Here is a 25,990-nt window from a genome sequence, read left to right as displayed (position 1 = left end):
CCGGGATGGGGTCGTCACCCGTCCGATGGTGGCTGCTGCTTCTCGCGTCGTGCCCGGCTCGGCTGGACGCGTTTGGGCTCGCCGGGCATCTTCGGGTACTCGGGCGGATAGGGCAGGTCGCCCAGGCCGTGGTCATATTCATCCTTGCGGGCGAGTTCGAGCAGGGCGTCGAGGCAGTAGGCGTGGTCGTCCATGTCGGCGTGTACGTCGCCGAGTTCGGCGAAGCGGGCGGGCATGGTCGCGAGATCGAAGTCCCGGGGGTGGGCCTCGCCCACTTCGTCCCAGCGCAGGGGGGCCGAGACCGGGGCGTGCGGGCGGGGACGTACGGAATAGGCGGAGGCGATGGTGCGGTCCCTGGCGGTCTGGTTGTAGTCGATGAAGATGCGCTCGCCGCGTTCCTCCTTCCACCACTTGATCGTCACGTGGTCCGGCATCCGGCGTTCCATCTCCCGGCCCACGGCGATCGCGGCCCGGCGCACCTGGGTGAAGGTCCAGCGCGGTTCGATGGGCACGAAGACATGCAGCCCGCGCCCGCCGGAGGTCTTGGGCCAGCCGCGCAGTCCGCCGAACTCGTCGAGGACGGCGCGCAGTTCGTGGGCGGCGCGGACGGCGTCGTCGAAATCGGTGCCGGGCTGCGGGTCGAGGTCGATGCGGAGCTCGTCGGGGCGGTCGACGTCGGTGCGGCGCACCGGCCAGGGGTGGAAGGTGAGGGTGCCGAACTGCGCGGCCCACACGACGGCGGCCTCCTCCGTGGGGCACATCTCGTCCGCGGAGCGGCCGCTGGGAAAGGTGATGTGGGCGGTGGGGATCCAGTCGGGCATGTTCTTGGGCGCCCGCTTCTGGAAGAAGGACTCGCCGGTCACCCCGTCCGGATAGCGCTCCAGGGTGGTGGGGCGGTCGCGCAGGGCGCGCAGGATGCCGGGGCCGACCGCGATGTAGTACCGGGCCAGGTCCAGCTTGGTGAAACCGCGCTCCGGGAAGAAGACCTTGTCCGGGCTGGACAGCCGCACGGTCCGGCCGCCCGCCTCCAGTTCCACCGCGTCACCCATGCGGCCACGGTAGGCGTACCCCGCACACCTCGCACACCGGGCGGCAGCCGCGGTATGCGCGCAGAATCGGAGCATGGATCTGCCGGTGATGCCGCCCGTGAAGCCGATGCTCGCCAAGTCGGTGGCGAAGATCCCGCCGGACATGCACTACGAGGCGAAGTGGGACGGCTTCCGGGCGATCGTGTTCCGTGACGGGGACGAGGTGGAGCTCGGCAGCCGTACCGGGAAGCCGTTGACCAGGTACTTTCCTGAGCTGGTCGCGGTGTTGAAGGAGCGGTTGCCCGCGCGCTGTGTGCTGGACGGCGAGATCGTGATCGCCCGGGAGGGGCGGCTCGACTTCGACGCGCTGACCGAGCGCATCCACCCGGCGGACTCCCGGGTGCGCATGCTGGCGGAGCGGACGCCCGCCTCCTTCGTCGCGTTCGACCTGCTGGCCCTGGCCGACGAGTCACTGCTGGACGTTCCACTGACGGACCGCCGGGCGCTGCTCGCCAGGGCGCTGTCCGGGGTGACGGCGCCCGTCCATCTGGCGCCGGCGACGACCGATATCGACGTGGCGCGGCAGTGGTTCGAGCAGTACGAGGGGGCGGGCCTGGACGGGGTCGTCGCCAAGCCGCCCGGCGTGCGCTATCTGCAGGACGAGCGGGCGATGTTCAAGATCAAGCACGAGCGTACGGCGGATGTCGTCGTGGCGGGCTACCGCTTCCACAAGAGCGGTCCGGTGGTGGGCTCGCTGCTGCTCGGTCTGTACGACGACCAGGGCGCCCTCCAGCACGTGGGCGTGTCCGCCGCGTTCGCGATGAAGCGCCGCGCCGAGCTGGTCGAGGAGCTGGAGCCGCTGCGTATGACGGATACGGCCGGGCATCCGTGGGCGGCCTGGTCGCAGGAGGCCGCGCACGAGACGGCCCGGCTGCCCGGGGCACCCAGCCGCTGGTCGGGCAAGAAGGACCTGTCCTGGGTGCCGCTCAGGCCGGAGCGGGTGGCCGAGGTGGCGTACGACCACATGGAGAACGGGGTCCGCTTCCGGCACACGTCCCGCTTCCGCCGCTGGCGCCCGGACCGCACCCCGGAGAGCTGCACCTACGCCCAGTTGGAGGAACCGGTGCGCTACGACCTCGCGGAGATCCTCGGCAGCCCCGGCTGACCGGCCCAATCGCCAAGCTCGATCAGAATCACGGGGGTATGGCCATCAATGAACTGATGAGCGCACAATCGACGGCACGGACCTGGTGGCAACGGTGGCGACGGTGGGCATGGGGCACAGAGCGCGCACACTACGCGCCACGACGAGAGCGATGACGACAGCATTTCTGGGCGTCGCGTTGACGGTTTCTCTCGCGGCGGGCTGTACGTCGGGACACGGCCCCGGCCCGGTCGACGACGGCCTCGGCCGGACCAGCGGGCCGGCCCCGCGCGGCGGCACCGGCCACGTGCTCGCCGTGAAGATCGACAATGTGCCCGCGGCCCGCCCGCAGACGGGGCTGGACTCCGCGGACGTCGTGTACGCGGAGCAGGTCGAGGGCGGGCTGAGCCGGCTGATGGCGGTGTACGCGACCAAGCTGCCGAAGGTCATCGGGCCGGTGCGCAGCGCCCGCGAGTCCGATCTGGAGCTGCTGCGCCAGTTCGACCGTCCGACGCTCGCCTTCTCGGGGGCACAGACCAAGCTGCTGCCGCTGATCGACAAGGCACCGCTACGACCGGAGACACCCGGCAACGCGTCCGACGCCTTCTTCCGCGGCGGTGACAAGGCGGCGCCGCACAACCTCTATCTGCACCCGGACCGGTTGCTGTCCGCCACGCCGGGCGCGGCCGCGCTGACCACCGGCTTCCACTACGGCACGGCACCGGCGGGCGGGCGGGCCGAGACCTCGCGCACCGTGCGCTATCCCGTGGCCGAGTTCAGCTTCACCTGGTCCGCCGACCGGCACCGCTGGCTGGTCGGGATGGACGGCACGCCCACGAAGACGGCCGACGGGAAGCGGCTGGCCCCCGCGACGGTCGTCGTGCAGTACGTGAAGGTGCGCGAGTCCGCGTACCACGACGTCCTCGGCAACAACACGCCGTACACCGAGACAGTGGGCACGGGGAAGGCGGAGGTGCTGCGGGACGGGCGCGCCTTCGACGCGACCTGGACCCGCACGGCCGCGGCCGACGGCACGGAGTTCACCACCGCCGACGGCACGCCCATGAACTTCGCGAAGGGCCAGGTGTGGGTGGTGTTCGCGCGGTCCGACTAGGGCGCCCCTCCCGGGCCTGGCCCAGCGGCACCGCGCAGCCCGTGCCGGAGCGTGCCTAGGGTGGAGACATGTCCACTGTTCTGATCACCGGTGCCACCTCCGGACTCGGCCGGTACGTCGCCTTCGAGCTGGTCCGCTCCGGGCATGTCGTGCTCGCCCACGGACGTGACCCGGAACGGACGCGGCGGCTCGTCGAGGAGCTGCGCGCCGAGGGTGAGGCCGAAGGGTTCGTCGCGGACCTCGCTTCGCTGGCGCAGGTCCGCGAGCTGGGCGCCCGGGTGGCGAAGGCGCGGCCCTGGCTCGACGTGCTGATCAACAACGCCGGGGTGGGCGCCGGGCCGCGTGGCTCCGGCCGCGAACTGAGCGCCGACGGGCACGAGCTGCGGCTGGCGGTGAACTATCTCGCCCCCGTGGTGCTGACCCGCGCCCTGCTGCCGGTGCTGCGCGCGAACACGCCGTCCCGGATCGTCAATGTCGGCTCGGTCGGCCAGGAGCCGCTCGACTTCGCCGACCCGGAGCTCACCCGCGGCTACAGCGGTGTGTCGGCGTACTGCCGCAGCAAGTTCGCCCTCGCCGCCCATACGTTCTCGCTCGCGGAGGAGCTGGCCGGCAGCGGTGTGTCGGTCAATGTGCTGCACCCCGCGACCTATATGGACACCGCGATGGTCCGCGAGGGCGGGATCACGCCCTGGAACACGGTCGCGGACGGAGCGACGGGCGTACTGGCCCTGGCCACCGGGGACTTGGGCTCGGGCGGCTATTTCGACGGCGCGCGGCCGGCCAGGGCGCACGAGGGGACGTACGACCCCGAGGTGCGCAAGCGCCTGCAAGCGGTCACCGAGCAGCTGCTGGCGATCTGAGGCGGCGTGGTCAGCTGAGGCCGCCCGTCTCCAGTGCCTGTCCGGCCTGCGCCACCAGCCCGTCCGCCCCGCACGAGCGCGCGAGTGCCATGCCCCGGTTGAGTTCGGCGACGGAACGGGCCGCGATGCCGTACTCGACGCGGGCGGCGGCGTGTTCGTACTGGCAGGGCGAGGCCTCCAGGTAGGCGACGGCCTGCGCGGCCAGCCGTACCGCTCGCTGTCCGGTCTCCAGGGCGGCCGCGCAGCGCAGGGCCTCGCCGATGGCGGTGTCCGTGCCGAGGCGCTCGGCCTGGCGGCGGGCCTCGGTGGCGAGCCGGGCGGCGCGCGGCGGATCCTGCGCGGTGAGGGCCTTGGCGAGGTCGACGGCCCAGGGCGCGAGGACCGGATGGTGGCCGCCCCGGGCGGCCGCCGTCTTCCCGGCCGCCTCCAGTTCGTTGATGCCCTCCTCGGTACGGCCGAGGGCGAGCAGCAGCCGACCGCGCACGGAGCGGGTGTCGGGCAGCACGATCGTCGACGGGTAGGGCGGTGCGAAGCCGTACCGCTCGGCCACCGCCCGGGCCTCGTCCACATGGCCGCGGGCCAGCAGCGTGTCGACGAGCCCGCTGGTCGCCGACCAGTACAGGGGCAGTCCGCGGCCGACGCGTTCGGCCAGTGCGAGGGACTCGCGCAGGATGCTCTCCGCGTCCCTGAGGCGGCCCTGCCGACGGTAGGCGAGGCCGAGGAACGCGTTCGCCAGGGAGAGATGGCCGCCGCTCCAGCCCGCGGTCGTGTAGGCGCGCAATGCCTCGGCGAACAGGCTCTCGGCGCGGTCGAGCCGGTCGGCGTAGGTGTACGCGCTGCCCAGCATCATCAGCAGTTCGACGCCCCACTCGGTGTCGGTCCAGCCCAGACCGGGGGCGAGTCGGCCGTTCACGAGGGCGCGGTCGCACAGTTCGACGACCTCCTCCACGCTCTCGCCGTGGGTCATCGCGTCGAAGCCGCGCAGGATCAGCAGGGCGCGCTCGGAGTTGTCGCGGCCGGTGCAGGTCCGGGCGAGGTCGGCGAGTCGTGCGGAGCGGCCGGGTGCGGCGGCCTCGCCGTGGATGCCCTCCCACATGAGGTGCACGGCCTGCAGCCGCAGCCGGGCGGGCCCGGGTTCGTGGCGGGCGGCCTCGGCCTCCACCGTGCGGACGGCCTCCTCCAGCTGGTTGTTGTGGAGCAGTGCCTGGGAGAGGCGGAAGACGGCGTCGACGCGTTCGTCGCCGTCGAGGCCGGGCATGCCGAGCGCGCTCTGCAGATGGTCGATCGTGGTCGCGGGAGCGGTCAGGAGCGTGGCGCAGCCCAGTTCGTAGAGCACGCGCGCGTGGACCTCGGGCGCGGGCGGTTCGACCAGAGCGCGTTCCAGACAGCGGCGGGCCGCGTCCGGGGCGCCGACGGCGAGGTGTTCCCGGGCCGCCTCGCGCAGCTGCTCGACGAGTTCCTCGTCGTCGTCCGGGTGCACCTGCAGCAGGTGCCGGGAAGCCGCCGCGGCACCGCGCCCGGAGTCGGTGACGACCTGGGCGGCGATGCCGTGCATGGCGGTGCACAGGGCCTCGGGGATGGAGTTGTAGACGGCGGAGGCGATCAGCGGGTGGACGAACTCCAGGTCGCCGTCGTCGGGCCGGGCGGCGGCGGGGTCGGGCGTGGTGAGGATGCGGGCGCCGCACAGCAGTTCGGCACAGCGTTCGGCGTCGTCCATGCTCATGGTGGCGAGCTGGGCGACCAGGTCCACGGTGATGCCGGTGCCGAGGATGGCGGCCGCCCAGGCGAACCGGGTGGCGTCGATGCCGAGGCCCTCCAGCCGGGCGACGAGTCCGCCGCCGCGGGCGGTGCGGTTCAGAGGGCGGAGCTCGCCGGCGTGGGCCTCCACCGGGTGGATGTCGCTGTCCTGCACCTTGGCGAGGAGTTCGACGGTCTCGTACGGGTTGCCGCCGGTGACGGCCCAGACCTCGCGGCAGAACGGGGCGTCGGCGTGCCGGCCGAGGGTGGCGCGGGTGAGACCGGCGGTGGCGTCCGGGGTGAGGGCGCTGAGGTTGCTGACAGGGCGGCCCGCGGTGGCGGTGATCGCGTCGAGGCAGCGGGCGATGTCGCCGGACACCTCGCCGGGCCGGCGGGCGACCACGACCAGGACGGACAGATCGTCGAGGCGCTCGGTGAACGCGGTGAGCCAGCGCAGGGTCTCCTGGTCGGCCCAGTGCGCGTCGTCGACGAGCAGCACCAGCGGCCACTCCCGTTTGGCCAGTCGGCGGACGGCGGCGACCAGGCCGTCGCACACGCCCTGTGGGTCGGCCTGCCGCTCACCGGGCTCCGTTATGCCGAGCGCGGGCCCCGCGATGTCGTACCAGTCGCCGAGGTACTCGCGGGCCTCCTGTGGCATCAGCGAGACCAGCGCGGGCTGCAGCAGCTGCCGTACCACGTTGAACGGGACGGACTTCAGGTTCTCGCCGCCGCGGGTGGACCATACGGTGCAGCCGCGTCGTTCGGCGATTCGGCGGGTCTCGGTCAGGAGCGCCGTCTTGCCGATTCCGGCGTCGCCACGGAACACGAGCAGGTTCCCGGAGGACGAGCGGTCCGCGCACAGGGCGTCGAGCGCCTGTGTGACGGCGGCGATCTCCGCGTCGCGCTCCCACAGGGAAGGCGAAGCGGCCGCAGGGGGCCGTGCCTCCGTCATCCGTTACCTCCCCGGTGTCGCCCGAATGACGTACAGACCCCGAGCGTAACCGTCGGATTGGCTGTGTGGAGGCCGCTCCGGGCACGTGTTGCCGTGACGGGTGAACAGGGGCGCGTGAGGACGACGCGCGCCTGCCCGGACCTGCCGCTGTCGAGTCGTCGGACCGTCAACAGGCCTGGGAATGAAGCTGACTTTCGAAGATCGCCGGACCCCGGAGCAGGCGTCGTCCGTAAGGGCGCTGGTCGCGGGGTCGGTGGGCAATTTCATCGAGTGGTACGAGTTCGCCGTCTACGGGTATTTCGCGACGGTCGTCGCGCAGCGGTTCTTCACGCCGGAGGGCGGCGGCGCGGTCGAGGGGCTGGTGAAGGCGTACGCCTCCTTCGCGCTGGCGTTCTTCTTCCGGCCGGTCGGCGCGGCCCTGTTCGGCCGGCTGGGCGACCGGATCGGGCGGCGGCCGGTGCTGATCCTGGTGGTCACCCTGATGACCGGGGCGACCACGCTGATCGGCGCGCTGCCGACCTACGCCACGGCGGGCGCCCTGGCCCCCTGGCTGCTCACTCTTCTGAGAATCGTTCAAGGGCTGTCCGCGGGAGGTGAGTTCGGCGGCGCGGTGTCGGCGATGACGGAGTTCGCCCCGCCGGGCCGGCGCGGGCTGTACGGCGCGTGGCAGTCCTTCACCGTGGCACTGGGACTGCTGGGCGGGGCGGGCGCGGCGGTCGGTCTGGCGACCGTGCTGACGGAGGACCAGCTGAGTTCCTGGGGCTGGCGGTTGCCGTTCCTGCTCGCGCTGCCGATGGGGCTGGGGGCGCTGTGGCTGCGGGTACGGCTGGAGGAGACACCGTCGTTCAGAAAGCGGGCGTCGGACGCGGAGCGCCTGCCCGCGAGCGGGGTCGTGCGGGCCGTCGCGCTGGGGGCCGGACGGGTGATGGGCTGGTCGGCGGCCGGGTACACCTTCCTCGTCGTCCTGCCGTCGTATCTGCAGACCGCGCTGCACGCGGACTTCCGGCAGGCGCTGACCGCCACGGTCCTGGCCAATGTGGGCTTCGCGGCGGCGATCCTGCCCGCGGGGCTGCTCAGCGACCGGATCGGGCGGCGGCCGGTGATGCTGACCGGGGCGGTGCTGGTGGTGGGGGCGGCGGTGCCGCTGTTCGACCTCCTGCAGGACGCCGGGACTTCGTCCCTGGTGAAGGGTGTGGCCGTGTGCGCCGCCGGCGCGGTCGTGGGGCTCATGGCCGGGCCGGGGCCGGCGATGCTCGCCGAGATGTTCCCGACGCGGGTGCGCTGTACGGGGCTGGGACTCGCCTACGCCCTGTCCAATGCCGTGTTCTCGGGGTGCGCCGGGCTCATCATCACGGAGACGGTGAAGCGCACCGGGAACGTGGACGTGCCCGCGTACTACGCGGCGGCGACCTGCGCGGTGAGCGCGCTCGCGCTCCTCGGGCGCCCGGCCGGGAAGGCGGAGGGACCAGGTGCTGGTGATCGGACTGATGTCCGGGACGTCGTACGACGCCGTCGACGCGGCGGCGGCCGAACTGCGCCTCGACGGTGACGCACTCGTCCTGAAGCCACTCGGGATGGTGAGCGAGCCGTACGACGACGCACTGCGGGAGTCCCTCGCGGCGGCGCTGCCCCCGTCGGCCGTCCCGCTCGCGGACGTGTGCCGGCTCGACACCCGGATCGGGCAGGCGTTCGCGGCGACGGCCGTCCGGGCCGATCGTGAACTGTGCGACGGGCGGGCCGAGTTGGTCGCCTCACACGGGCAGACGGTCTACCACTGGGTCGACGGCGGCCGGGTGCACGGGACGCTGCAGCTCGGGCAGCCCGCGTGGATCGCGGAGGCGACCGGGCTGCCCGTCGTCGCCGACTTCCGGCCGCGCGACGTGGCCGCGGGCGGCCAGGGCGCACCGCTGGTCAGCCTGGTCGACCTGCTGTGGCTGCGGGGCAGACACGGCACGCCGGTCGCGCTGAACATCGGCGGTATCGCCAACCTCACCGCGCCGGACGGGACCGCCTTCGACACCGGTCCCGGCTGTGCGCTGACCGATGCCGCGGCCCGGGAGTTCAGCGGTGGGCGGCTGGCGTACGACGCCGACGGCGCGCTGGCCGCCCGCGGCCGGGTGCACGGGCCGCTGCTGGACCGGCTGCTGAGGGAGCCGTACTACACGCGGCCCGCGCCGAAGACCACCGGCAAGGAGCTGTTCCACCCCGGATATGTGCGGGCGGCCGGACTCGACGGCCTGCCCGCGGACGATGTGCTGGCGACACTCACCCAGCTGACGGCCCGCACGGTCGCGGACGCCGTACGGTCCGTGGGCGCCACGGAGGTGATCGCCTCGGGCGGCGGCACGCGCAACCCGGTGCTGATGGCGATGCTGCGCGACCGGCTGGCCGGGGTGGCGGTGCGCACCTCCGACGAGTTGGGGCTGCCCTCGGCCGCCAAGGAGGCGTACGCCTTCGCGGTCCTCGGCTTCCTCACGGCGCACGGGCTCGCCGGCACCGAACCGGCCAGCACCGGCGCCCGGCATCCGAGCGTCCTCGGGTCGGTGACCCCGGGCCGGGGCGTGCTGCGGCTGCCCGCGCCCGCGCGGCGCGCGCCGGTGCGGCTGGCGGTGGAGTGACCATGGCCGACGGAGCACGGTAGCGGATCGTCGACACGCAACTGTTGCGGGTCCTCTCATCCCGCTTTCACAGACGCCTCATACGGTTGGGGCATGACGCAGGTGACTCCTCCCGGGTGGTACCCCGACCCCGGGCAGACGAATGACGGTCCAGCCACCGAGCGCTGGTGGGACGGCCAGGCATGGACGGACCAGACCCGCCCCGCCGGGTCGGCGGCCGCCTGGGGTCCCCCGACGCAGCCGCAGGGCGCCGGGCCGTACCCGGCCTACTCCGGCTACTCCGGATATCCCGGGTATCCCGCCCAGCCGCCGGCCGGTTCCCGGCGCGGTCTGCGCACGGGGATAGCCGTCGCGGTGGCCGTCGCGGTGCTCGCGAGCATCGGGGTCGGCGTGTACGCGCTCTCCAAGCACGACTCCGGCGCCGACCGGGCCGGTTCGCGGCAGGGACAGGGCGGGCCGGGCGGCCGGGGCGGCCCCGAGGGACAGAACGGCGGACAGGGCGGACCGGGCGGTGGCTCGGGCGGTCCGGGCGGCGGTTCGGGCGGCTCCGACGGTCAGTCGCCGTCGCCCGGCCAGTCCGGGGCGCCGAAGGTCGAGGGCGGCGGCAGCGTGCCGGACCCGGTCAACGGGATCAGCCTGCCCGTGCCCAAGGGCTGGACCGGGCAGGCCATTGCCGTGGGCGCGCAGATCGGGTCGAACAACACGTACAAGTGCCCTGGCGACACGTCCAAGTCGTGCACCCCCGGCGGCGCCTACTCGGCACCGGCGGCGCTGTTGCACACCAAGGGCAGCACGGCCGAGGAGGTCGCCAAGGCGGACATCGCGGCGAACGCCAAGGAGTCCTACGGCGGCACCACCTACGGCAGCATCACCTCGCACGAGGTGCTCGCCTCCAAGGCGGTGACCGTGGCCGGGCAGAAGGGCTATCTGGTCCGCTGGAAGGCGGTCACCAGCAAGGGCGCCGACGGCTGGGTGGAATCGCTCGCCTTCCCGTCCCCGGCGAGTCCCGACCGGATGGTCGTGGTCCGCTTCGGTATCGACGTCGGGCAGAAGCTGTCGGTCATCGACGAGATCACCCAGGGGATCAAGGTGTCGTCCGGCGGCGGCAGCGGCCAGAACGTCTGACTCCCCCGGCCGCACCCCTTCCGGCACATGTTGCGGCCGGGTGGGGTGCCCCTCCGCTCAAGGGGAACCCCACCCGGCCGGGGGGTGCGCCGCCCCCGTCCCCACGGTGCGGCGCGCGCAGGTCACCGTCCAGTCATCCCACGGACGGCGGCCTGGGTCTCAGGTCAGCCCTAGCGAGGGCAGCACGGCGGCCTCCACGAACCGGACGAGATAGTCGGAATCCGCGTACTGGCCACTCAGCACGGGCCGCACGCGCAGCACTCCGAACATCATGGCGGGGATGTACTCGAGCGCCGGATGACCGGCCCGCACCTCGCCCCGCTCGACACCACGCCGCAGGATCTCCTGGAGTGCGGCGATCTCGGGATCGACGAGGGCCTCGCGCAGCGCCCGCTGCAACTCGGGGTCCTGGGTGATCGCGTGACTGAGGGCCTGCAGCAGCCGGGTGTCCTTGCCCGACCAGTCCCCCGCGTCCCGCGCGGCCTGGCGCAGGTCCTGAGCGAGTGAACCGGTGTCGATGCCGGCGAAGCGCGCCTGGCGATTGGACCGCAGCGCCGCGGCCACGAACTGGGGCTTCGTCTTCCACTGGCGGTAGAGCGTGGACTTGCTGCACCGGGTGCTGGCGGCGACGCCCTCCATGGTGACGGAGTCATAGCCGCACTCGCGGATCTGTTCGAGCACGGCGTCGAAGAACTCCCGCTCACGCTCGGGCGTGATCTTGGAGCGGCGCGAGGCGGCGACCGTCTCCGGTCCGTCCGCGGCCTGCGACGTCATGCGTCTCTCCTCACTCGTGTGCGACTCGTGCGCGCTGCCGTTGCTCAAGGCCGCCTGAAGCGGTCCTCAAGCGCGGCTTCGAAGCCTGTAACCAGTGTGTCCTACGTCTATCGATACGTCAGTGTACCGGTACTCGAGCGTATCGGTACACTGGCGTATCGGTACGCATACGTATCGATGAGTTCGGGCCGTGGTCCGGGTCTCAGTACGCATCACCACGCACCGCCACACGAACCGCCGTCATCGAAGGGGCCGGGGGATGAATGCCCGCACCGAGCCTGCAGAACCCGAGCCGGGAGCCATAGCCAGGCCTCCGCTCGGCCGTGAGCTCCTGCTCGTCGCAGGGCTCTTCCTCGTCTACAAGCTCGGCCGGCAGCTGGCCACCGGCCACACCGGCGAGGCCCTGCACAACGCCCACCGCGTGTGGGACCTGGAACGGTCGGCGCATCTTCCCGGCGAGGGCGACGTGCAGTCGGCGCTGCTGCACAGCGGCACCCTCGTACATCTCGCGAACACCTACTACGCGACCGTCCACTTCCCGGCCACCCTGGCCTTCCTGGTCTGGCTGTATCTGCGGCGCCCGGCGCACTACGTCTGGGCCCGGCGGGTCCTCGCCGTGGTCACCGCGGCCGCCCTGGTCCTGCCCTTCACGTTCCCGCTCGCCCCGCCGCGCATGCTGGCCGCGACCGGCCTGGTGGACACGGCGCAGCTGTACGGCCCGTCGGTCTACGGCCCTCCGCGGACCGACCATCTCTCCAACCAGTACGCGGCGATGCCGTCGTTGCACTTCGGCTGGGCCCTGATGGTGGCGATCGGGCTGATCGTGGCGACCCGGTCCCGCCGGCGCGGGCTGTGGCTGCTGCATCCGGCGATCACCCTCGCGGTCATCGTGGGCACGGCCAACCACTACTGGCTGGACGCGATCGTCGCCACGGCCATGCTGGGCGCCGCGCTCGCCCTGATCCACCCGCCGCACCGCACGTCGACCACGGCGGGACGGGGCACGCGCACGCTCGTACCGGAGGAGCCCGTGCTGGTGGGAGCGGCCCGATGAGCGCGGTCCTGGCCGCCGTCGTCCTGTCGTTGGTCTCGGCCGTCGCCTACGCGGCCGCCGCGGTGGCCCAGGCACGGCTCGCCTCGCGCGGCCCGGACGCGGGCCTGCTGCGGCTGCTCGGCACCGGCGCGTGGTGGTCGGCGGTCGGGCTGAACGCGGGCGCGGCGCTGCTGCACGTCGTGGCGCTCAAGTACGGCCCGCTGACCGTGGTGCAGCCGCTGGGCGCGCTCACCCTGGTCGCGGCGGTCCCGATGGGGGCGCGGGCGGCCGGGCGGAAGGTCAGCACGGCCGAGTGGCGGGGCACCGCGCTGACGCTGCTGGGGCTGGCCGCCCTGCTGGTGACCGCCTCGGGCCCGGCTCCCGACCGGGTGCTGAGCCTCCCGGAGGCCGTGGCGGTCGCCGGTACGACCGCCGCACTGATCGGCGCGCTGTCCTGGCCCGGCACCCGGCCGGGCCTGCGGCACGCGACGGCGTCCGGCTTCGCCTCCGGTGTGGCCTCGGCACTCACCCAGACGGTGACCGTGGCGGCGACGGACCGCACGGGCCCGGCGCTCGGCGTGGAGGTGGTCGTGGTGGCGCTGTTCGTCGCCGCGTTCGCCACCGGCGGGCTGCTGCTGTCGCAGACGGCCTACCGCGGCGGTCTCGGCGCCCCGCTGGCGGTGGTGACGCTCGCCAACCCGGTGGCGGCCGCGGTGATCGGCCTGACGCTGCTCGGACAAGGCCTCCGGGGCGGGGCGGCGGGCGCGCTCCTGGCCCTGGCCGGGGCGGTTCTGGCGTCCTGGGGTGTGGTGCTGCTGACCCGGGAGCCACCCGCGCCGGACGCGAGCGACGAGGAGCATCCCGTGGCCGCGGTGCTCGCACTGGAGCGGGGGACCGCGTCGCCCGAACCGGCCCTGGTGCCGCGGCGACCGGAGCGCGGACACCTCACCGCGCTGTAGCGACTCGCCCGCAACGACACAAAGGCGGCGGCCGACGCGTGCGGATCCCGCACGCACCGGCCGCCGTTGCCGTTACGCTTGCCTCTGCCCGGCTGGGTCAGCCCAGACCCCGCGAGTCCTGCTTGAGCGCCGTGTCGACGGTCAGCGCCGTCGCCACCACGAGGCTCAGCAGCGGCTCGGGGAGCTGGTAGTGGATCTGCAGGACGTAGTTGTCCGCCGTCGTGAACAGCGTCTTGGCGAGGCCTTCCCAGGTCTTGGTGATCCGGGCGACCTCGTTGTCCGCGTGGTCGACGATGGCGAAGTTCCACGCCCGCCAGTTCTCCGCCTTGATCGCGCCGACCTGCTGGCCGTTCGCGTTCATCGCGAAGTTGATCTTCCCGATCATGTTCTGCTGGACGATCTCGCCCACCGGCGAACCGTCGGGCCGCGACACGATCACGCGCGACTTGAGGAACTTCGCCGGCCGGGTCAGCAGCAGCTGCGGCTGGCCGTAGGCGTCGCGGATCTCCAGCTTGTGCGTCAGGAACTGGTCGAGGCTGGAGACGAACCGCAGGATCTTCCTGAGCACACCCTGGCCGACCTCGGTGACCGAGCCGATCTGGTTGCCGTTCTGATCCATGACCTTGTACTCGTTGGTCAGCTCGATCAGCTTGGCCTTCTGGTTCACCACCAGGACCGGCTCGGTGAACAGGGTGCCGCCGCCGGGGCCGCCCGCGGCGACCCCGGCCTGCTGCTGCACCTGACGCTGCACCTTCGCGTCGCCGCCCGCCTGGTGCGGAACGGCGGCCTGCGGAGGCGCCTGCTGAGTGCCTTGCCGGGCCGGGCTGGTGTGGTCGGTCCACTGCGCGCCGTCCCAGTAACGGAGCGTCTGGGCTGCCCCGTGGGGATCGGGGTACCAGCCTGCAGGAGTGTTCGATTGCGTGGTCACCGGGGCACACTACCCTGAGCCGACCAGTGGCTGACCAGTCCCCACGATGCGGTATTCATCGCCCTGTTACGCCGTGAGGATCGCGGGGTCACTGACACCGGGGCACCCATTCTCGACATGTCCGGCGAACCGGCGCAAATAGGCGGGGTCGTCGGCGGACGTGACGGTGAGGTCGTACCAGCGCCCGCTCGCCGCGAGGTCGACGGCGTGCCGCACCCTGGCGCCCGGCCGCACCTGGAAGGTCAGGGGCCGGCCGGTGTAGCCGTTGACCAGCTTCAGTTCGACGGTGCGCGAGCCCTTGTTGGTGAAGGTGAGCTCGACGTGGTCGCCGCTGTGCCGCGCGGTGACCTCGGGTCCGGCCGCCTTGCCCGGGCCCTTGAAGACGCGCAGGAAGCCGTTGGGGCCGTGCACGGTCAGGTCGTACGAGCCGTTCGAGTACGCGGAGTTCCAGGTGTCGGCGACCGTCTTGCCGGCCCCGGTGGTGTAGCTCCAGGGCCCGTCGGTGCGGTTGCCGGAGGTGACCAGGAACGCGGCGCCGGCCTTGGCTCCGGAGGCGAAGGTGAGCGTGAACTTCCCTGCCGCGCTGTCCGCCGAACCGTCCACGACCGGGGCGTACTTGAGCGGGCGGGTGGGCTTGCGGCCGCGTTCCTGCCGGGGCAGGGCCCCCTCGGCGGGCGGGGTCGGGACGTAGTCCGGGTGCCGGTCGCGGTCCGGCGGCTGATAGCCGTCGGTGTCCGGGAGCGCGACCGGGCGGGTGTCCTTGCGGGAGAAGTCGAACGCGGCGGTCAGATCGCCGCATATCGCACGCCGCCAGGGCGAGATGTTCGGCTCGTGCACGCCGAACCGGCGCTCCATGAAGCGGATGACCGAGGTGTGGTCGAGGGTCTCGGAGCAGACGAAACCGCCCTTGCTCCACGGGGAGACGACGAGCATCGGCACACGCTGGCCCAGACCGTAGGGTCCGGCCACATGGCCGGCGTCGCCCTTGAAGAGGTCCGGTCCGGCGTCGGCGGTGGACCTGCCCCGGTCCGCGGAGGCCGGCGGGAACGGCGGGATCATGTGGTCGAAGAAGCCGTCGTTCTCGTCGTACGTGATGAACAGGGCCGTCTTCGCCCACACCGCCGGGTCGGCGGTGAGCGCGTCGAGGACCTGGGCGATGTACCAGGCGCCGTAGTTGGCGGGCCAGTTGGGGTGCTCGGTGAAGGCCTCGGGGGCGACGACCCAGGAGATCTGCGGCAGCTTCCCGCCCTTGACGTCTGCCTTGAGCCGGTCGAAGAAGCCCTCGCCCTTGCGGGCGTCGGTGCCGGTGCGGGCCTTGTCGTAGAGCGGGTCGCCGGGCCGGGCGTTCTGGTACTGCTTGAAGTACAGCAGCGAGTTGTCGCCGTAGTTGCCGCGGTAGGCGTCCTGGATCCAGCCCCAGGAGCCGTTCGCGTCGAGGCCGTCGCCGACGTCCTGGTAGATCTTCCAGGAGATGCCGGCCTGCTCCAGGCGCTCGGGGTAGGTCGTCCAGCCGTAGCCCGCCTCGTCGTTGCCGAGGACGGGGCCGCCGCCCTGGCCGTCGTTGCCGGTGTAACCCGTCCACAGGTAGTAGCGGTTCGGGTCGGTGGAGCCGATGAACGAGCAGTGGTAGGCGTCGCAGATGGTGAAGGCGTCGGCGAGCGCGTAGTGGAACGGGATGTCGTCGCGGGTCAGGTACGCCATCGTCGTGGAGCCCTTGGACGGCACCCACTTGTCGTACTTGCCGCCGTCGAAGGCCGCGTGGCCGTCGTTCCAGCCGTGCGGCAGGTCCTGGATGAAGGCCATGCCGAGGTCGTCGGCGTCGGGGTGGAAGGGCAGCAGGTCCTTGGTGCCGTTCGACTGGTACCAGACCGGCTTGCCGTCCTGCCGGGTCACCGCCGGGCGGGGGTCGCCGAAGCCGCGGACGCCTCCGAGCGAGCCGAAGTAGTGGTCGAAGGAGCGGTTCTCCTGCATCAGGACGACGATGTGCTCGACGTCCTCGATCGATCCCGTGCGGTGGTTCGCGGGCAGCGCGGCGGCGCGCTGGATGCTGCCGGAGAGCGCGGTGAACGCCGTGGTGGCGCCAGCGAGTTGGAAGAATCGGCGCCGGTTGACTTCGGGCATGAGCGAGGAACCTCTCATCCTGATGTGCGGGATGGCCGTGATGATGACGGATCGTGCGCGGTGTGAGTGTTCCAAGAGCAGCAAACGTCAGGGAAGGGTGCGATGGCGCCGATGTGACACCCGACGGTACGCGGGGCCAAGTCCTCACCAAGTAAGCGCTTCGGGGACATCGGCACCGCCCCGACGGAGCGGAACTGACCCCAGAGTCAGCAGAAAAGATCATATTGGCGTCTTTTTGCATTGCATGCTCCCGGACGGCCGCTTTCTGGCCTAATAGGTACCCTCACGCCGCCGCGACGAGCGGCGCCGGATGAGCACATCGGGGGCAGAGCGTCAGCGCGCGCTCTTCGTACGAGGGGGATCCACGACCATGGCCGACCAGTTAACCCTGCCCGAAATGCGGGCATTTGCCCGAGAAACGCTAAAAATGCTCGGCGAGCAGCGGACCGACGCGCACGAGCAACGTTCGGCGGTGCAGGCGCTTGCCAAGGAGCTGGACGCCCGCGCGGCGCAGCCGGTCACCTTCGGGGTCGTCGGCGAATTCTCGGTCGGCAAGTCCCTGCTGCTGGGCACGCTGCTGGGCAAGTCGGACCTGCTGCCGGTGGAGAACCGCAAGGCCACCGGCAACATCACGGTGCTACGACTGCGGCGGCAGCCGGCCGGCGACGAGGAGGGCCGTCCGCAGCAGACGTACGCGGACCCGACGGCCGAGATCCACTACCTCACGGCCAAGCGCCTGGGGGAATGCGTACGGACCGTTCTCGACGAACTCGCCGACGGACTCGACCACGAGCACCCCGAACTCGTCGCCGGCGCGGTCCTGCGCAGCCTGGACCCGCTCAACAGCCCCGAGGGCTGGACCCTGTTCGACCAGTGGGTCGGCTGCCTGTGGCCGGAACAGGGCCCCGGACAGCCCGAGCCGCTCGTGGATCCGCTGCGCATCGCCTCCACACACCGCGCGGCCGCCGCCGAACTGTGCCGGATCCGCGACGCCTGGCTGAGTCAGGACGGCGTCATGGGCACCGTCCAGCGGCTGCCCTCCAAGCATCTGCGCGAAGCCCTCGACCACGGTGTCGAGGAGCGGATCCCGGCCAGTCTCCCGCTGCGCCGCGTCCAGCCGTTCACTCCGGACGAGATCAGGAACGACACCGAGGCGCTCAGCCGCAGCTTCGACCTCATCGAGCGCGTCGTGCAGGACGTGTACGTCTCCCCCGAGCACTGGGAGCTGAACGAACTGCTGGCCGACCACGAGGTGCAGTTCCTCGACTTCCCCGGCATCGGCGGCGCCGGCTCGTACGGCCGCGACACCCATCTCAGCCGCCGTGAACTCGCGGACGTGCACACCATCCTCGTGGTGCTGGACGCCCGACGCGCGGGCACCCAGGGTGTCGAGAGCTTCTGGGGGATGCTGACCCAGGACGGCCGCAGCACCGAGGTGCTGGGCAAGGCCGCCCTGGTCGCGGCGAGCTTCTTCGACCAGGTCCCGGTGCCCGGCGCGCCGGAGACCGCGGTCGACGCCACCGAACTGCTGCACTCCTCGGACGAGTTGAACGCCATCCACGTCCACTCCGACAAGTTCGTCCGGGGCCGCGAGGAGGCGGTGGTGCTGACCTCCGCGATCACCGCGATCCGCCGCTACGGCCTGCCCTACGCCGCCTTGTCACCGGGTTCGCAGGCCCGGATCGAGGACGCCCAGCGAGCCCTGGACGCACGCGACGAACAGGGCGGCGGCGCGGGGTGGACCGCGCTGGCCGACCGCTTCCAGTCCCTCGCCCCGCACGGCCACTGGGCCGACCGGCTGCGCGCCGTCTCCGACGACGGCGGCGTGCGCAAACTGCACCGGCTGATCGAGGAGCATCTGAGAGCCAACGGCGTGGCCCTCAAGCAGGAGCTCGCCGAGCGCTCCCGGCGCAAGCTGTGGGACGCGCTGCGCGCCCTGCAGTACCAGGTACGCCAGGAGACCGGACCCACGGTCGCCACCTCCGCGGAGTTCCGTGAACTCACCGAGCGCCTCGGCCAGTACCGCGGACTGCTGGCCACCCTCATGGCCGAGCTCGACGAGCTGCGCACCACCGTTCCGCAGGACGTCACCGCGACGCCGCCGCTGAGCCTGGCCGGCGCCGCGGCCGAGGTCCGGCAGGCGGTGTACGAGTGGGGCGAGTGGGACCTGCTGCTGCAACGGGCCCGAAACGACGACAACGGTCTGGTGTCGCGCAGCGCGCCGCCGCGCCCGGCCGGTGAGTTCCGCAAGGTGCTGCCCGGCCGGGTCAGCGCGCCCGCCCCGGCCACCGGGGTCCGCTCGACCGACACGACGAAGGGGTACATGACACGCTTCGCCGCCCTCGTGGAAGGCCACACGGACCGGGACCGGGAGCGGCTGGACACCTGGCTCGGCGCCTGGCAGGAGAGGTGGGAGGCCGAGTTCGAGGCACTGCGCTCCTGGTTCGAGGAGCCCGGCACACTGCCCCTGCTGAGCGAGGTCTATCTGAGCCACCTCGGCGACCCGGAGGAGGTCGAGAACCGGCTCACGCAGCTGTGGACCGCGCTGCACCCCGCGGAGGTCGTCGACGACCAGCGCCGCCAGCACCACCAGGACACCGGCCCCCGGGAGAGCCCGGCCGACCGCTTCCCGGGACTGGCCGACCACGCGCTGCCCTGGCACCACGCCATGCCGGAGGGCGAGCTCATGACCGAGCGCCAGGAACGCCATCCGCTCATCGTGGCGCGGCTGCGGCAGTACACCGCCGACGCGGCGGCGGCCGTCGTCACCGAGCGCCTCAACCGGCTGCTGTCCGGCCGGGTCGACGTACTGCACACCTTCTACGAGAAGACGGCGCAGTGGGTGCTCGCCGATCATGACATCCGCCCGCCGCGCGGCACTTCCGGTGCCCGGCACGCATCCCACGGCGAGGCGCCGTCCGACGGCCCGGGAGGTGGGCCGGGTCACGCCGACGATCGCGGCGACCAGCCCGTCGACGTGCTGATGAGGACTTGGAGGAAGGCCTGATGCCCGAGCTGGTGCTCTCGTTCGACGTGCCGGACACCACGGACGGCCCCAAGTCGCCGTACGTCCGCTCCCGAGGCTCCCGGGAGTTCGTCCTCCATGCCCAGGACGGCCGCTATCCGCTGCCCATGGTCACGCTGCGGCTGGACGCCGCCCACGACAACCCGTACTTCAACACCACGCTTCCCGGCAGGCTCTCGATGCGCCCGGGCGACGGTTCGGTACTGCCGCCCCGGCTCGAGCAGGCGCTGCGGACGGCCTGGCTGCCCGCGCACTCGTCCACCAAGCACATGCTGGCCGACACGGTGCTGTCCAGGGACGCCTTCCTCGACACCTCCTTCCTGCTGTCCGGGTCCGCCGCGCGGCCGGACGAGGCATGGGCGAACGGTCTCCCGGTGCGCGTCGACGTGACCTGGGAGCTGGACTACCAGAGCAAGGCGGGCCGCGACATCGTCCAGGGCACCGTGCTGCTGGAGTTCCGGCCGCCGCAGGAGGAACCGGAGGCCACGGCCGGGCAGGAGGAGTCGTCGCTCCCGGAGTTCCTGACCCTGCGCAAACCGTCCGACCGGCACTTCCAGGAGTTCGTGGTGGTCGACTTCGGCACCACCGCCTCCACCGTCACGCTGCAGAGCGCCGCCAAGGTCACCCAGTTCCCGGTCGACCCCGCCCAGGGCAAGGCACTGGGCACGATGCTCGGCGAGCTGCTCGACCCGCGGCCCGACTGGCCCGCCCCGTACCGGGCCGCCGTCGAGAACCTGCTGGCCTCTCAGGTGCGCCTGGGCTCCGGGGAGACCGTCGGCGGACGCGAGGCCCTGGACCTGATGCGCGAGGAGAACCCGGACGCGGTGGACGCCCTCCTCCTGGCGGTGGAGCAGATCCGCCAGCACGGGGACGCGGGACTGCGCGAGTGGCTGGTCCCCCGGCTGCACCGCGGCTACTCCCGGGTCACCGACACGCCACCGCTGCGGATGCACTCACTGCGTCCGGTCCAGTTCCAGGGGAAGAACGCCGAACTCACCTACGCGCCGGCCAGCGCCCTGCTGGAGGACGACTCCGACGGCCCGGCCGGGGCCCCCGAGCGGCGCCGGTTCCAGCTCGTCGACGCGCCCGCCGCGATCACCGGGCTCAAACGTCAGGTCATGCGGCTGCGGCCCGGCGACGTCCCCGGCTCGGACCTCAGCGCGATCCATCTCACCCAGCACATGTACCTCCAACTGGTCAGCGCGGCAGAGGAGTTGACCAGGGACTCGGCCACCGACAGCAGTACCGTGCAGACCGTCGTCGTCACCTATCCGACCACCGCCCTGCCGGAGGTCAAGGACCGGCTGCTGACGCTGGTGAAGAAGGCGTTGAACGCCCAGGTCGTGGTGATGGACTACGACGAAGGGCTCGCCGCCGGTCTGTTCTTCGTCATGCGCGAGCTGTCGGGCAATCTCAACCTGGGCCTGGAGGCACTGCGCGCCCGGTCCCGCCGCGTCGTACGGGTGCTGCCCGCGCGGTCCGCGGCGGGGCCGGACGACGAGGCCGCGCGCGAGCGCCGGGTTCCGGTGCTGCCCGCGACCTGGCACCGCACCATGCTGGTCATCGACATCGGCGGCGGCACCACGGACATCGCCCTGCTCAGGCTGGTCCTCACCGACGTCACACCGGAACGGCCCGGCGGCGACCCGGCGTTCCTGGGCCGGCGTTACCGGCTGGAGCCCCTGCTGCTCGGCTCCACGGGGCATGAGCAGCTCGGCGGCGACCTGCTCACGCTCCAGGTCTTCTACTGGCTCAAGGCCGTGCTCGTCGACACCCTGTGGGAACCCCCGGGCGGCACCCCGCCGAACCGCCGGTCGCTGGCGGCCCAGGTCGCCGAACAGGCCGGGCGGCAACTGGAATCGGTGGTGGGCGCGGACATCAAGGAGGTGCTCGACCGCTGCATCCCGACACGCTACGACGCCTCGACCCTGCAGCCCCAGCTCGCCCGGGACCGGTTCCACGCGCTGTGGCAGCTGGCCGAGCGGACCAAGTGCCTGATGGGGGCGGCCGATCCCGCCGAACCCCCGGTGCTGCGGAAGGACGATGTGCACGAAATCGTGCAGAGCGCGGACGTGCCGCTGAGCAATCCCACCGGTGATCTGCCGCTGGACCCCGGGCAGTTCCGGCGACTGATGCGACCGGTGCTGGAACGGGCCGCCGAGATGGGCGCCGATCTGGTGCGCAGCACCTTCGAACGCGAGTGGGACGTCGACGCCGGGGCCACCGAGACAGGCCGGGTCGCGGCGTTCCCGCCCGTGCTCGATCAGGTCGTCATCTCCGGCCGGACGAGCAGCATGCCCATGGTCCAGGAGACGATCGCGGACGTGCTGACCCGGGCGGACGCGGGCTCACGGCGCAAGTTCGGCTGGAACCCCACCGCGCTGGCCATCGAGACCGGGTTCGCGGCCAAACAGGCCACTTCCCTGGGCGCGGCCTGGGCCCATGCCATCAGCAAGCGCGCGGGCGTGGTCGGCGCGGCAAAGCGGCAGAACATGAGCGAACTGGACATCGTCACCCACGGTCTGTTCGCCAGCCTGCCCTGCGACCTCGGACCGCTCGGCCAGGCGGGGAACCGGTTCGTCCTGCTACGGGCCGGAGAACCCTTCGTCGAACTGGACGAGGTCGGCACCCGCGGCATCCGCTCGCGCCGGTGGAACGAACTGCCCGAGCTGCTCGAACTGCACCGCTTCACCTCCGTCTCCCGGTCCATCCAGTGGGGCAGCTTCGACCTCGCGCTGGCCGCGGCCCGGGACCGGCTGGACCTGTCGGCACCGGTCTGGAGCGGCCGTCGGGCCAAGTACCTGATCGAGGTGGACCAGCAACTCGTGCCCCAGATCCTGATCTGCGCCGGCACCCCCCACTACTACGTCGACTCCGAGAGCCACCACCTCCCGCTCGCGGGCCTCATCCCCGACGCCCACTTCGACCCCGAGGTCAGCCGCTGCCGCCTGCCCGGACGCCTGTGCGTCCCGGACGCCGGCGGCGCGCTCGTCGAGGTCTTCCCCCGGCCCGCCGCCGGATCCTCCGAGGAGGAGTACTTCCCGGACGTCTTCCACCCGGACCGCGACGGCACCCAGCGCACCGTCCCCGGCCGCAGGGCCGTGATACCGGTGCCGCCCATCGGCCGGCAGTACGAGTTCCACCTCGACGACGGCAGCGGCAACACGCGGAAGCTGGAGAGCCTGGCGGTCCTGGACGCCGCCTCCAACGGCCCGCAGCGCCTCCACATGGCGACGCTCGACGCCCGCGGGCACCTCCGTGTGTTCCGTGGCGCGGTGCCCTTCGCCGAGACGAGGCACCTGCCGGAGGTGGAGCGGTTCCCCGGGCGGGTCTACCGGCGCCGTATGGACGAGGGCCGCCCCGACTTCAACGACCTCTGGAATCCCCTGACGGGAGAGCACTGATGGACGACACCGGAGCACTCGCCGCGGCGCCTCCGGTCCGGCGACGGAGCACGGCCCCGGCCGTCCCGGCGGACGTCGGCGACCTCCTCGGGTCCTTCTCGGCCGCCGTCACCGAGCTGGCGGACCTGCCGTCCGCGAGCCGGGACGTGCTCATCGACGGCCTGCGCGCCTGTTGCGCGCGGATGGCGGCGCACCTGCACGACGAACGGCTCAGCGCCGACCCCGAGCGCGCCCAGGTGCTGGCCTACGACGCGCTGAGCGCCGTAGGACTGCTCGCCCACCGGCTGGGCCGCGGAACACAGCCGGCCGCCCGACGGACCACGTCGGCACCGAACTCCCCGGCCGAACCCACCGTGCGGCACGGGGCGGGCGACACGGCCGAGGCCGTCCCGGCAACTGACGCCGATGCGGACGGGTCGGACACGGACCCCCTGCCTTCACCGGTTCTCCCCGCCCGCACCGGATCGGCCCGGTCCGACGGACCCGATCCCATGGGGCAGGACGCCGGCCTCCCGCCGCAGGAGGACGGCCCCGCCCCGCGGGCGGCGAGCACGGCCGGGCAACCCGCCGCGCCGCCCAAGCCCACCTATCCGCCGCTGCCGGTGGACCATACGGAGCGGCTGCGGGGGGCGTTGGCCGAACGGTTCGAGAGCCTGTACAAGGACCCGGACGCCAAGCCGTGGCTGGACGCGCCGATCCCGCAGCTGAGGCCGAAGGGCTGGGCAGGTGTCGCGGAGCCGACGACGATCCAGGAGATCTGGTGCGCCGCGCACATGGCCCTGCTGCATCTTCCGGCCGAGCAGATGGACCGATGGCGCGACGACCTCTGGCAGACGGCTCGCTCGGCGGCCGAGGACGACATCCGGTTCACGTCCGAATGGAGCACGGCCAGGGCTCCCGGGGACCCGAGCGTCATCATTCCGGCCCTGCCGGGTCACTGCACGGAGGAGCGACTGGCCGTCCGGCCCGACACGGAAGGGGAGTTGCCGGCTTCCCTGCCGCCCGCCCTGGCCGCCGCGGCTCGGGCGGGCGAGCCGGACCCGCGGCACGAACGGTGGCGGGTGTGGGCGGTGCGGGCCGGGCAGATCCTGCGGCTGACCGCGCTCGACTCCGCTCTGGTGCTGTGCTGGAAGGGCAAGGTCGCCGGGCCCGTCGACCAGGACTACTTCACCACGCTGCTGGAGGAGCGACTGCGCAGGCTCATGACGGACGGCACGTTCCGCGCGGAGTACGACCTCGACGCTCTGGTCGGTTCCGTGCTGCGGCCCACCGTCGCCGCGCTGGACAGCTGGTGGTGGCAGTGGCGCATCGCGCCCTGGGCGGACCTGGCCGGCTCCGCACCGCGCGCCGGCTACGAGTTCTTCCCGCACCAGAACATGAAGTTCATCGATCGTGACCAGGTGTCGCGGTTCACCGTCGGGGAGAACTTCCCGGGGCCCGCGCAGCCCTCGGCCCCACTGGTCCAGTGGGTGCTGCACGCCCTGGTACGCCCCACCGGCTCCCAGGAGAAGGGCCTCGGTGTGGTCGTCGTCCAGCAGCCGAGCCTGTCCGGGAGGACGAGATGACGAGGCTGTCCGGGAGGACGAGATGACGGTTGTGAATGCCCTGCTCACCGCCCTCGGCGCGCTCCTCGCGGGCGCCCTGGCCCTGCTCTGGCGGCTGCGCCACGTCTTCGGCCGGGAACGCCGGCAGCTGCGGGACGAGATCGCCGGCCTGGAGGCGGCGCTGCCGCCGGCGGACATCGCCCAGGAGCTCCGGCGCGCCCGGGCCGAAGCCGAGGACGCGGTCCGGGAGCGGGACACTGCGCGGACGAGGGTGGCGCTGCTCGAGAACTCGTTGGCCGAGGCACTGACGGAACGGGACGATCTCGGCAGTGGTCGCGACGGACTCCTGGCGGAGCGGGACCGACTTGCCACTGAACGCGACCGCTTGGCGGTCGCACGGGATGAACTCGCCGAGCGGCACCGCAAACTGACGGTAAAACAAGAACGCCTCCGCAAGGACCACAAGCGGCTGTCCGATCAGGTGTCCGAGATCCGGTCGCAGCGTGACGAGGCGCAGCGAATGGCGGGCGAGGAGGCGTCCCGGCGGAAGCTGGCGGAAGAGCGCGCGCTGCCGCGCGACAGCGCCCAGATGAGCCATCCGGGCATGCGGGCACAGCTCGACCGCATCCGCAGTCTGATCGATCCCGGCGGCGCCTCCGCACAGCCGCTGTCGAGCCACCGCGACCTGTTGCCCGTGATGCCCCAGCACCCCTCGCTGAGTGCCGACGCGGTGGCCGACAGCGTCGTCGACGGTGCCGATCTGGGCGCGGTGGTGGTCCGCGCGGTGTCGACGTGCGGAGACCGGCACCGACGGGAGCAGCAGCACCGCCGCGACGCCGTACTGCTGCGGATGCCCACGGCGCGGGGCCGGCGCCATCTGCTGAGTACGGTTGCGGCCGGAGCACCGGACGGCGCGTGGTCGCAGTCCGCGGCGGCGCATGTGTGCCGGGCGCTGGAGACGCAGGTGGTGCGGGGCGCGGACGTCCTGGCCGCGGCGCTGGACGGCCCGGCGACCGATCCCGTTCCGCCGGAGGCGCAGGCGGTACTGCGGCTCGCCCTGCGCAGTGTCGGCCGGGCCGTCGAGGTGGAGGGCAAGCAGCGCGGGTGGCTCGCCCTGGACGGATCGCCCGCGGAGCGGGCGACCGCGACCGGGGTGACGGCCGTGCTGACCCCGCTGGACGACGGGAAGTCCCGGACACATCTCGTGTTCGGCGTCGGCGACGGGTCCGTGCTGCGGCTGCGCAAGGGGCGCTGGGAACAGGTGTTCGCCGCGGCGGGAGCCGCGGGCGCGACGGCCGGCCCGCTGCCGGACAACACCGCGGTGAACTGTGCCCTGGTGGAGACCCTGCCCCGGGAGCTGCTGGTGGTGTGCACCCGTCCGATGGCCGATCTGCTGCTGCGGGAGGACACGGGACGGCAGTTCGCCGATCTGTGGTCCGCGGGGCAGCCGACGCTGCCGTGGTTCCTGTCCAGTGTCGTCGCGAAGGTGGAGGCGGCGGTGGAGGACCGCAGCCTGGTGTGCCTGTGGGACTTCGGGTACGCGGCCGCCGCGGAGGAGGACCGCTTCTGGGACGCGGGCCCCGTCGGCTCAGCCGGTTCGCCCGGTTCGCGGGTCGGCTGAGGC

The 25,990-nt window shown here is 72.3% G+C and carries 17 protein-coding genes; 12 read left to right on the top strand and 5 right to left on the bottom strand.

The features are described 5' to 3' along the window. Nucleotides 1–14: 14 nt before the first annotated feature. The gene (gene ligD / locus N8I87_RS34465; protein ID WP_263214692.1) at nt 15–1,049 is read right to left on the bottom strand and encodes a non-homologous end-joining DNA ligase; all 1,035 of its coding nucleotides are present in this window, start codon (nt 1,047–1,049) and stop codon (nt 15–17) included. A gap of 73 nt (nt 1,050–1,122) precedes the next feature. Between ligD and N8I87_RS34460 the strand changes: the two genes are divergently transcribed. The 3 genes from N8I87_RS34460 (at nt 1,123) to N8I87_RS34450 (ending at nt 4,146) form a co-directional block, all read left to right on the top strand. Next, a complete protein-coding gene (locus N8I87_RS34460) occupies nt 1,123–2,193 on the top strand; it encodes an ATP-dependent DNA ligase (protein WP_263214690.1) in 1,071 nt (356 codons plus the stop codon). Nucleotides 2,194–2,302: 109 nt separating this feature from the next. Beyond that, complete coding sequence (locus tag N8I87_RS34455) at nt 2,303–3,286, top strand: DUF3048 domain-containing protein (RefSeq protein WP_438829316.1); 984 nt, start codon at nt 2,303–2,305, stop codon at nt 3,284–3,286. Nucleotides 3,287–3,354: 68 nt separating this feature from the next. Then, nucleotides 3,355–4,146: an SDR family NAD(P)-dependent oxidoreductase gene (locus N8I87_RS34450; RefSeq protein ID WP_263214686.1), complete on the top strand. Its 792-nt coding sequence runs from the start codon at nt 3,355–3,357 to the stop codon at nt 4,144–4,146. 10 nt (nt 4,147–4,156) lie between these two features. Here the strand turns inward: N8I87_RS34450 and N8I87_RS34445 are convergent, their stop codons facing one another. Continuing rightward, nucleotides 4,157–6,835: an ATP-binding protein gene (locus tag N8I87_RS34445; RefSeq protein ID WP_263214685.1), complete on the bottom strand. Its 2,679-nt coding sequence runs from the start codon at nt 6,833–6,835 to the stop codon at nt 4,157–4,159. A 181-nt stretch (nt 6,836–7,016) separates the two neighbouring features. Between N8I87_RS34445 and N8I87_RS34440 the strand changes: the two genes are divergently transcribed. The 3 genes from N8I87_RS34440 to N8I87_RS34430 all read left to right on the top strand — a co-directional run bounded on the left by N8I87_RS34440 (nt 7,017) and on the right by N8I87_RS34430 (nt 10,578). After that, entirely contained in the window at nt 7,017–8,384 is a 1,368-nt protein-coding gene (locus N8I87_RS34440; protein WP_263214684.1) for an MFS transporter, read from the top strand. Beyond that, nucleotides 8,305–9,453 (top strand): anhydro-N-acetylmuramic acid kinase, encoded by a 1,149-nt coding sequence (locus tag N8I87_RS34435; protein ID WP_263214682.1) that lies wholly within the window; start codon nt 8,305–8,307, stop codon nt 9,451–9,453. The genes N8I87_RS34440 and N8I87_RS34435 overlap by 80 nt, the downstream gene beginning before the upstream one ends. Nucleotides 9,454–9,546: 93 nt before the next feature. Continuing rightward, on the top strand, nt 9,547–10,578 hold the full coding sequence (locus tag N8I87_RS34430) for a DUF2510 domain-containing protein (RefSeq protein WP_263214680.1): 1,032 nt from the start codon (nt 9,547–9,549) through the stop codon (nt 10,576–10,578). A gap of 159 nt (nt 10,579–10,737) precedes the next feature. Here the strand turns inward: N8I87_RS34430 and N8I87_RS34425 are convergent, their stop codons facing one another. Next, the gene (locus N8I87_RS34425; protein ID WP_263214678.1) at nt 10,738–11,352 is read right to left on the bottom strand and encodes a TetR/AcrR family transcriptional regulator; all 615 of its coding nucleotides are present in this window, start codon (nt 11,350–11,352) and stop codon (nt 10,738–10,740) included. 259 nt (nt 11,353–11,611) lie between these two features. Here N8I87_RS34425 and N8I87_RS34420 point away from each other — a divergent pair, with 259 nt between their 5' ends. Next, nucleotides 11,612–12,406 (top strand): phosphatase PAP2 family protein, encoded by a 795-nt coding sequence (locus tag N8I87_RS34420; protein ID WP_263214677.1) that lies wholly within the window; start codon nt 11,612–11,614, stop codon nt 12,404–12,406. Continuing rightward, nucleotides 12,403–13,344, top strand: coding sequence for a DMT family protein (locus tag N8I87_RS34415; RefSeq protein WP_263214676.1), 942 nt, complete (start codon nt 12,403–12,405; stop codon nt 13,342–13,344). Before N8I87_RS34420 ends, N8I87_RS34415 begins: the two co-directional genes overlap by 4 nt. A gap of 97 nt (nt 13,345–13,441) precedes the next feature. Here N8I87_RS34415 and N8I87_RS34410 read toward each other — a convergent pair whose 3' ends face one another. After that, on the bottom strand, nt 13,442–14,272 hold the full coding sequence (locus N8I87_RS34410; RefSeq protein ID WP_263214675.1) for an LURP-one-related family protein: 831 nt from the start codon (nt 14,270–14,272) through the stop codon (nt 13,442–13,444). 66 nt (nt 14,273–14,338) lie between these two features. Then, a complete protein-coding gene (locus N8I87_RS34405; protein ID WP_263214674.1) occupies nt 14,339–16,393 on the bottom strand; it encodes a phosphocholine-specific phospholipase C in 2,055 nt (684 codons plus the stop codon). 427 nt (nt 16,394–16,820) lie between these two features. On the opposite strand from N8I87_RS34405, the gene N8I87_RS34400 reads away from it, so the two are divergent. From N8I87_RS34400 to N8I87_RS34385, 4 genes are read left to right on the top strand one after another with little or no spacing between them, the layout of a single operon-like run. Further along, the gene (locus N8I87_RS34400) at nt 16,821–19,400 is read left to right on the top strand and encodes a dynamin family protein (RefSeq protein WP_263214673.1); all 2,580 of its coding nucleotides are present in this window, start codon (nt 16,821–16,823) and stop codon (nt 19,398–19,400) included. Further along, nucleotides 19,400–22,822: an acetate and sugar kinases/Hsc70/actin family protein gene (locus N8I87_RS34395; protein WP_263214672.1), complete on the top strand. Its 3,423-nt coding sequence runs from the start codon at nt 19,400–19,402 to the stop codon at nt 22,820–22,822. Before N8I87_RS34400 ends, N8I87_RS34395 begins: the two co-directional genes overlap by 1 nt. Then, nucleotides 22,822–24,387 carry a hypothetical protein gene (locus N8I87_RS34390; RefSeq protein ID WP_263214671.1) on the top strand — a complete coding sequence of 522 codons (1,566 nt, stop codon included), beginning with the start codon at nt 22,822–22,824 and terminating at the stop codon, nt 24,385–24,387. The genes N8I87_RS34395 and N8I87_RS34390 overlap by 1 nt, the downstream gene beginning before the upstream one ends. Nucleotides 24,388–24,409: 22 nt before the next feature. Then, complete coding sequence (locus N8I87_RS34385; protein WP_263214670.1) at nt 24,410–25,987, top strand: protein phosphatase 2C domain-containing protein; 1,578 nt, start codon at nt 24,410–24,412, stop codon at nt 25,985–25,987. Nucleotides 25,988–25,990: the final 3 nt, after the last annotated feature.

It is taken from the genome of Streptomyces sp. HUAS 15-9 (assembly GCF_025642155.1).
Lineage (GTDB): Bacteria > Actinomycetota > Actinomycetes > Streptomycetales > Streptomycetaceae > Streptomyces.
Note: the sequence above shows the minus strand (reverse complement) of the source record. Positions and strands in the feature narration are given on the sequence as shown.

What these genes read in the sequence shown, in the direction of transcription:
- ligD (WP_263214692.1), bottom strand. Translation starts at nt 1,049, where the DNA reads ATGGGTGACGCGGTGGAACTGGAGGCGGGCGGCCGGACCGTGCGGCTG.
- N8I87_RS34460 (WP_263214690.1), top strand. Translation starts at nt 1,123, where the DNA reads ATGGATCTGCCGGTGATGCCGCCCGTGAAGCCGATGCTCGCCAAGTCG.
- N8I87_RS34455 (WP_438829316.1), top strand. Translation starts at nt 2,303, where the DNA reads ATGGGGCACAGAGCGCGCACACTACGCGCCACGACGAGAGCGATGACG.
- N8I87_RS34450 (WP_263214686.1), top strand. Translation starts at nt 3,355, where the DNA reads ATGTCCACTGTTCTGATCACCGGTGCCACCTCCGGACTCGGCCGGTAC.
- N8I87_RS34445 (WP_263214685.1), bottom strand. Translation starts at nt 6,835, where the DNA reads ATGACGGAGGCACGGCCCCCTGCGGCCGCTTCGCCTTCCCTGTGGGAG.
- N8I87_RS34440 (WP_263214684.1), top strand. Translation starts at nt 7,017, where the DNA reads ATGAAGCTGACTTTCGAAGATCGCCGGACCCCGGAGCAGGCGTCGTCC.
- N8I87_RS34430 (WP_263214680.1), top strand. Translation starts at nt 9,547, where the DNA reads ATGACGCAGGTGACTCCTCCCGGGTGGTACCCCGACCCCGGGCAGACG.
- N8I87_RS34425 (WP_263214678.1), bottom strand. Translation starts at nt 11,352, where the DNA reads ATGACGTCGCAGGCCGCGGACGGACCGGAGACGGTCGCCGCCTCGCGC.
- N8I87_RS34420 (WP_263214677.1), top strand. Translation starts at nt 11,612, where the DNA reads ATGAATGCCCGCACCGAGCCTGCAGAACCCGAGCCGGGAGCCATAGCC.
- N8I87_RS34415 (WP_263214676.1), top strand. Translation starts at nt 12,403, where the DNA reads ATGAGCGCGGTCCTGGCCGCCGTCGTCCTGTCGTTGGTCTCGGCCGTC.
- N8I87_RS34405 (WP_263214674.1), bottom strand. Translation starts at nt 16,393, where the DNA reads ATGCCCGAAGTCAACCGGCGCCGATTCTTCCAACTCGCTGGCGCCACC.
- N8I87_RS34400 (WP_263214673.1), top strand. Translation starts at nt 16,821, where the DNA reads ATGCTCGGCGAGCAGCGGACCGACGCGCACGAGCAACGTTCGGCGGTG.
- N8I87_RS34395 (WP_263214672.1), top strand. Translation starts at nt 19,400, where the DNA reads ATGCCCGAGCTGGTGCTCTCGTTCGACGTGCCGGACACCACGGACGGC.
- N8I87_RS34390 (WP_263214671.1), top strand. Translation starts at nt 22,822, where the DNA reads ATGGACGACACCGGAGCACTCGCCGCGGCGCCTCCGGTCCGGCGACGG.
- N8I87_RS34385 (WP_263214670.1), top strand. Translation starts at nt 24,410, where the DNA reads ATGACGGTTGTGAATGCCCTGCTCACCGCCCTCGGCGCGCTCCTCGCG.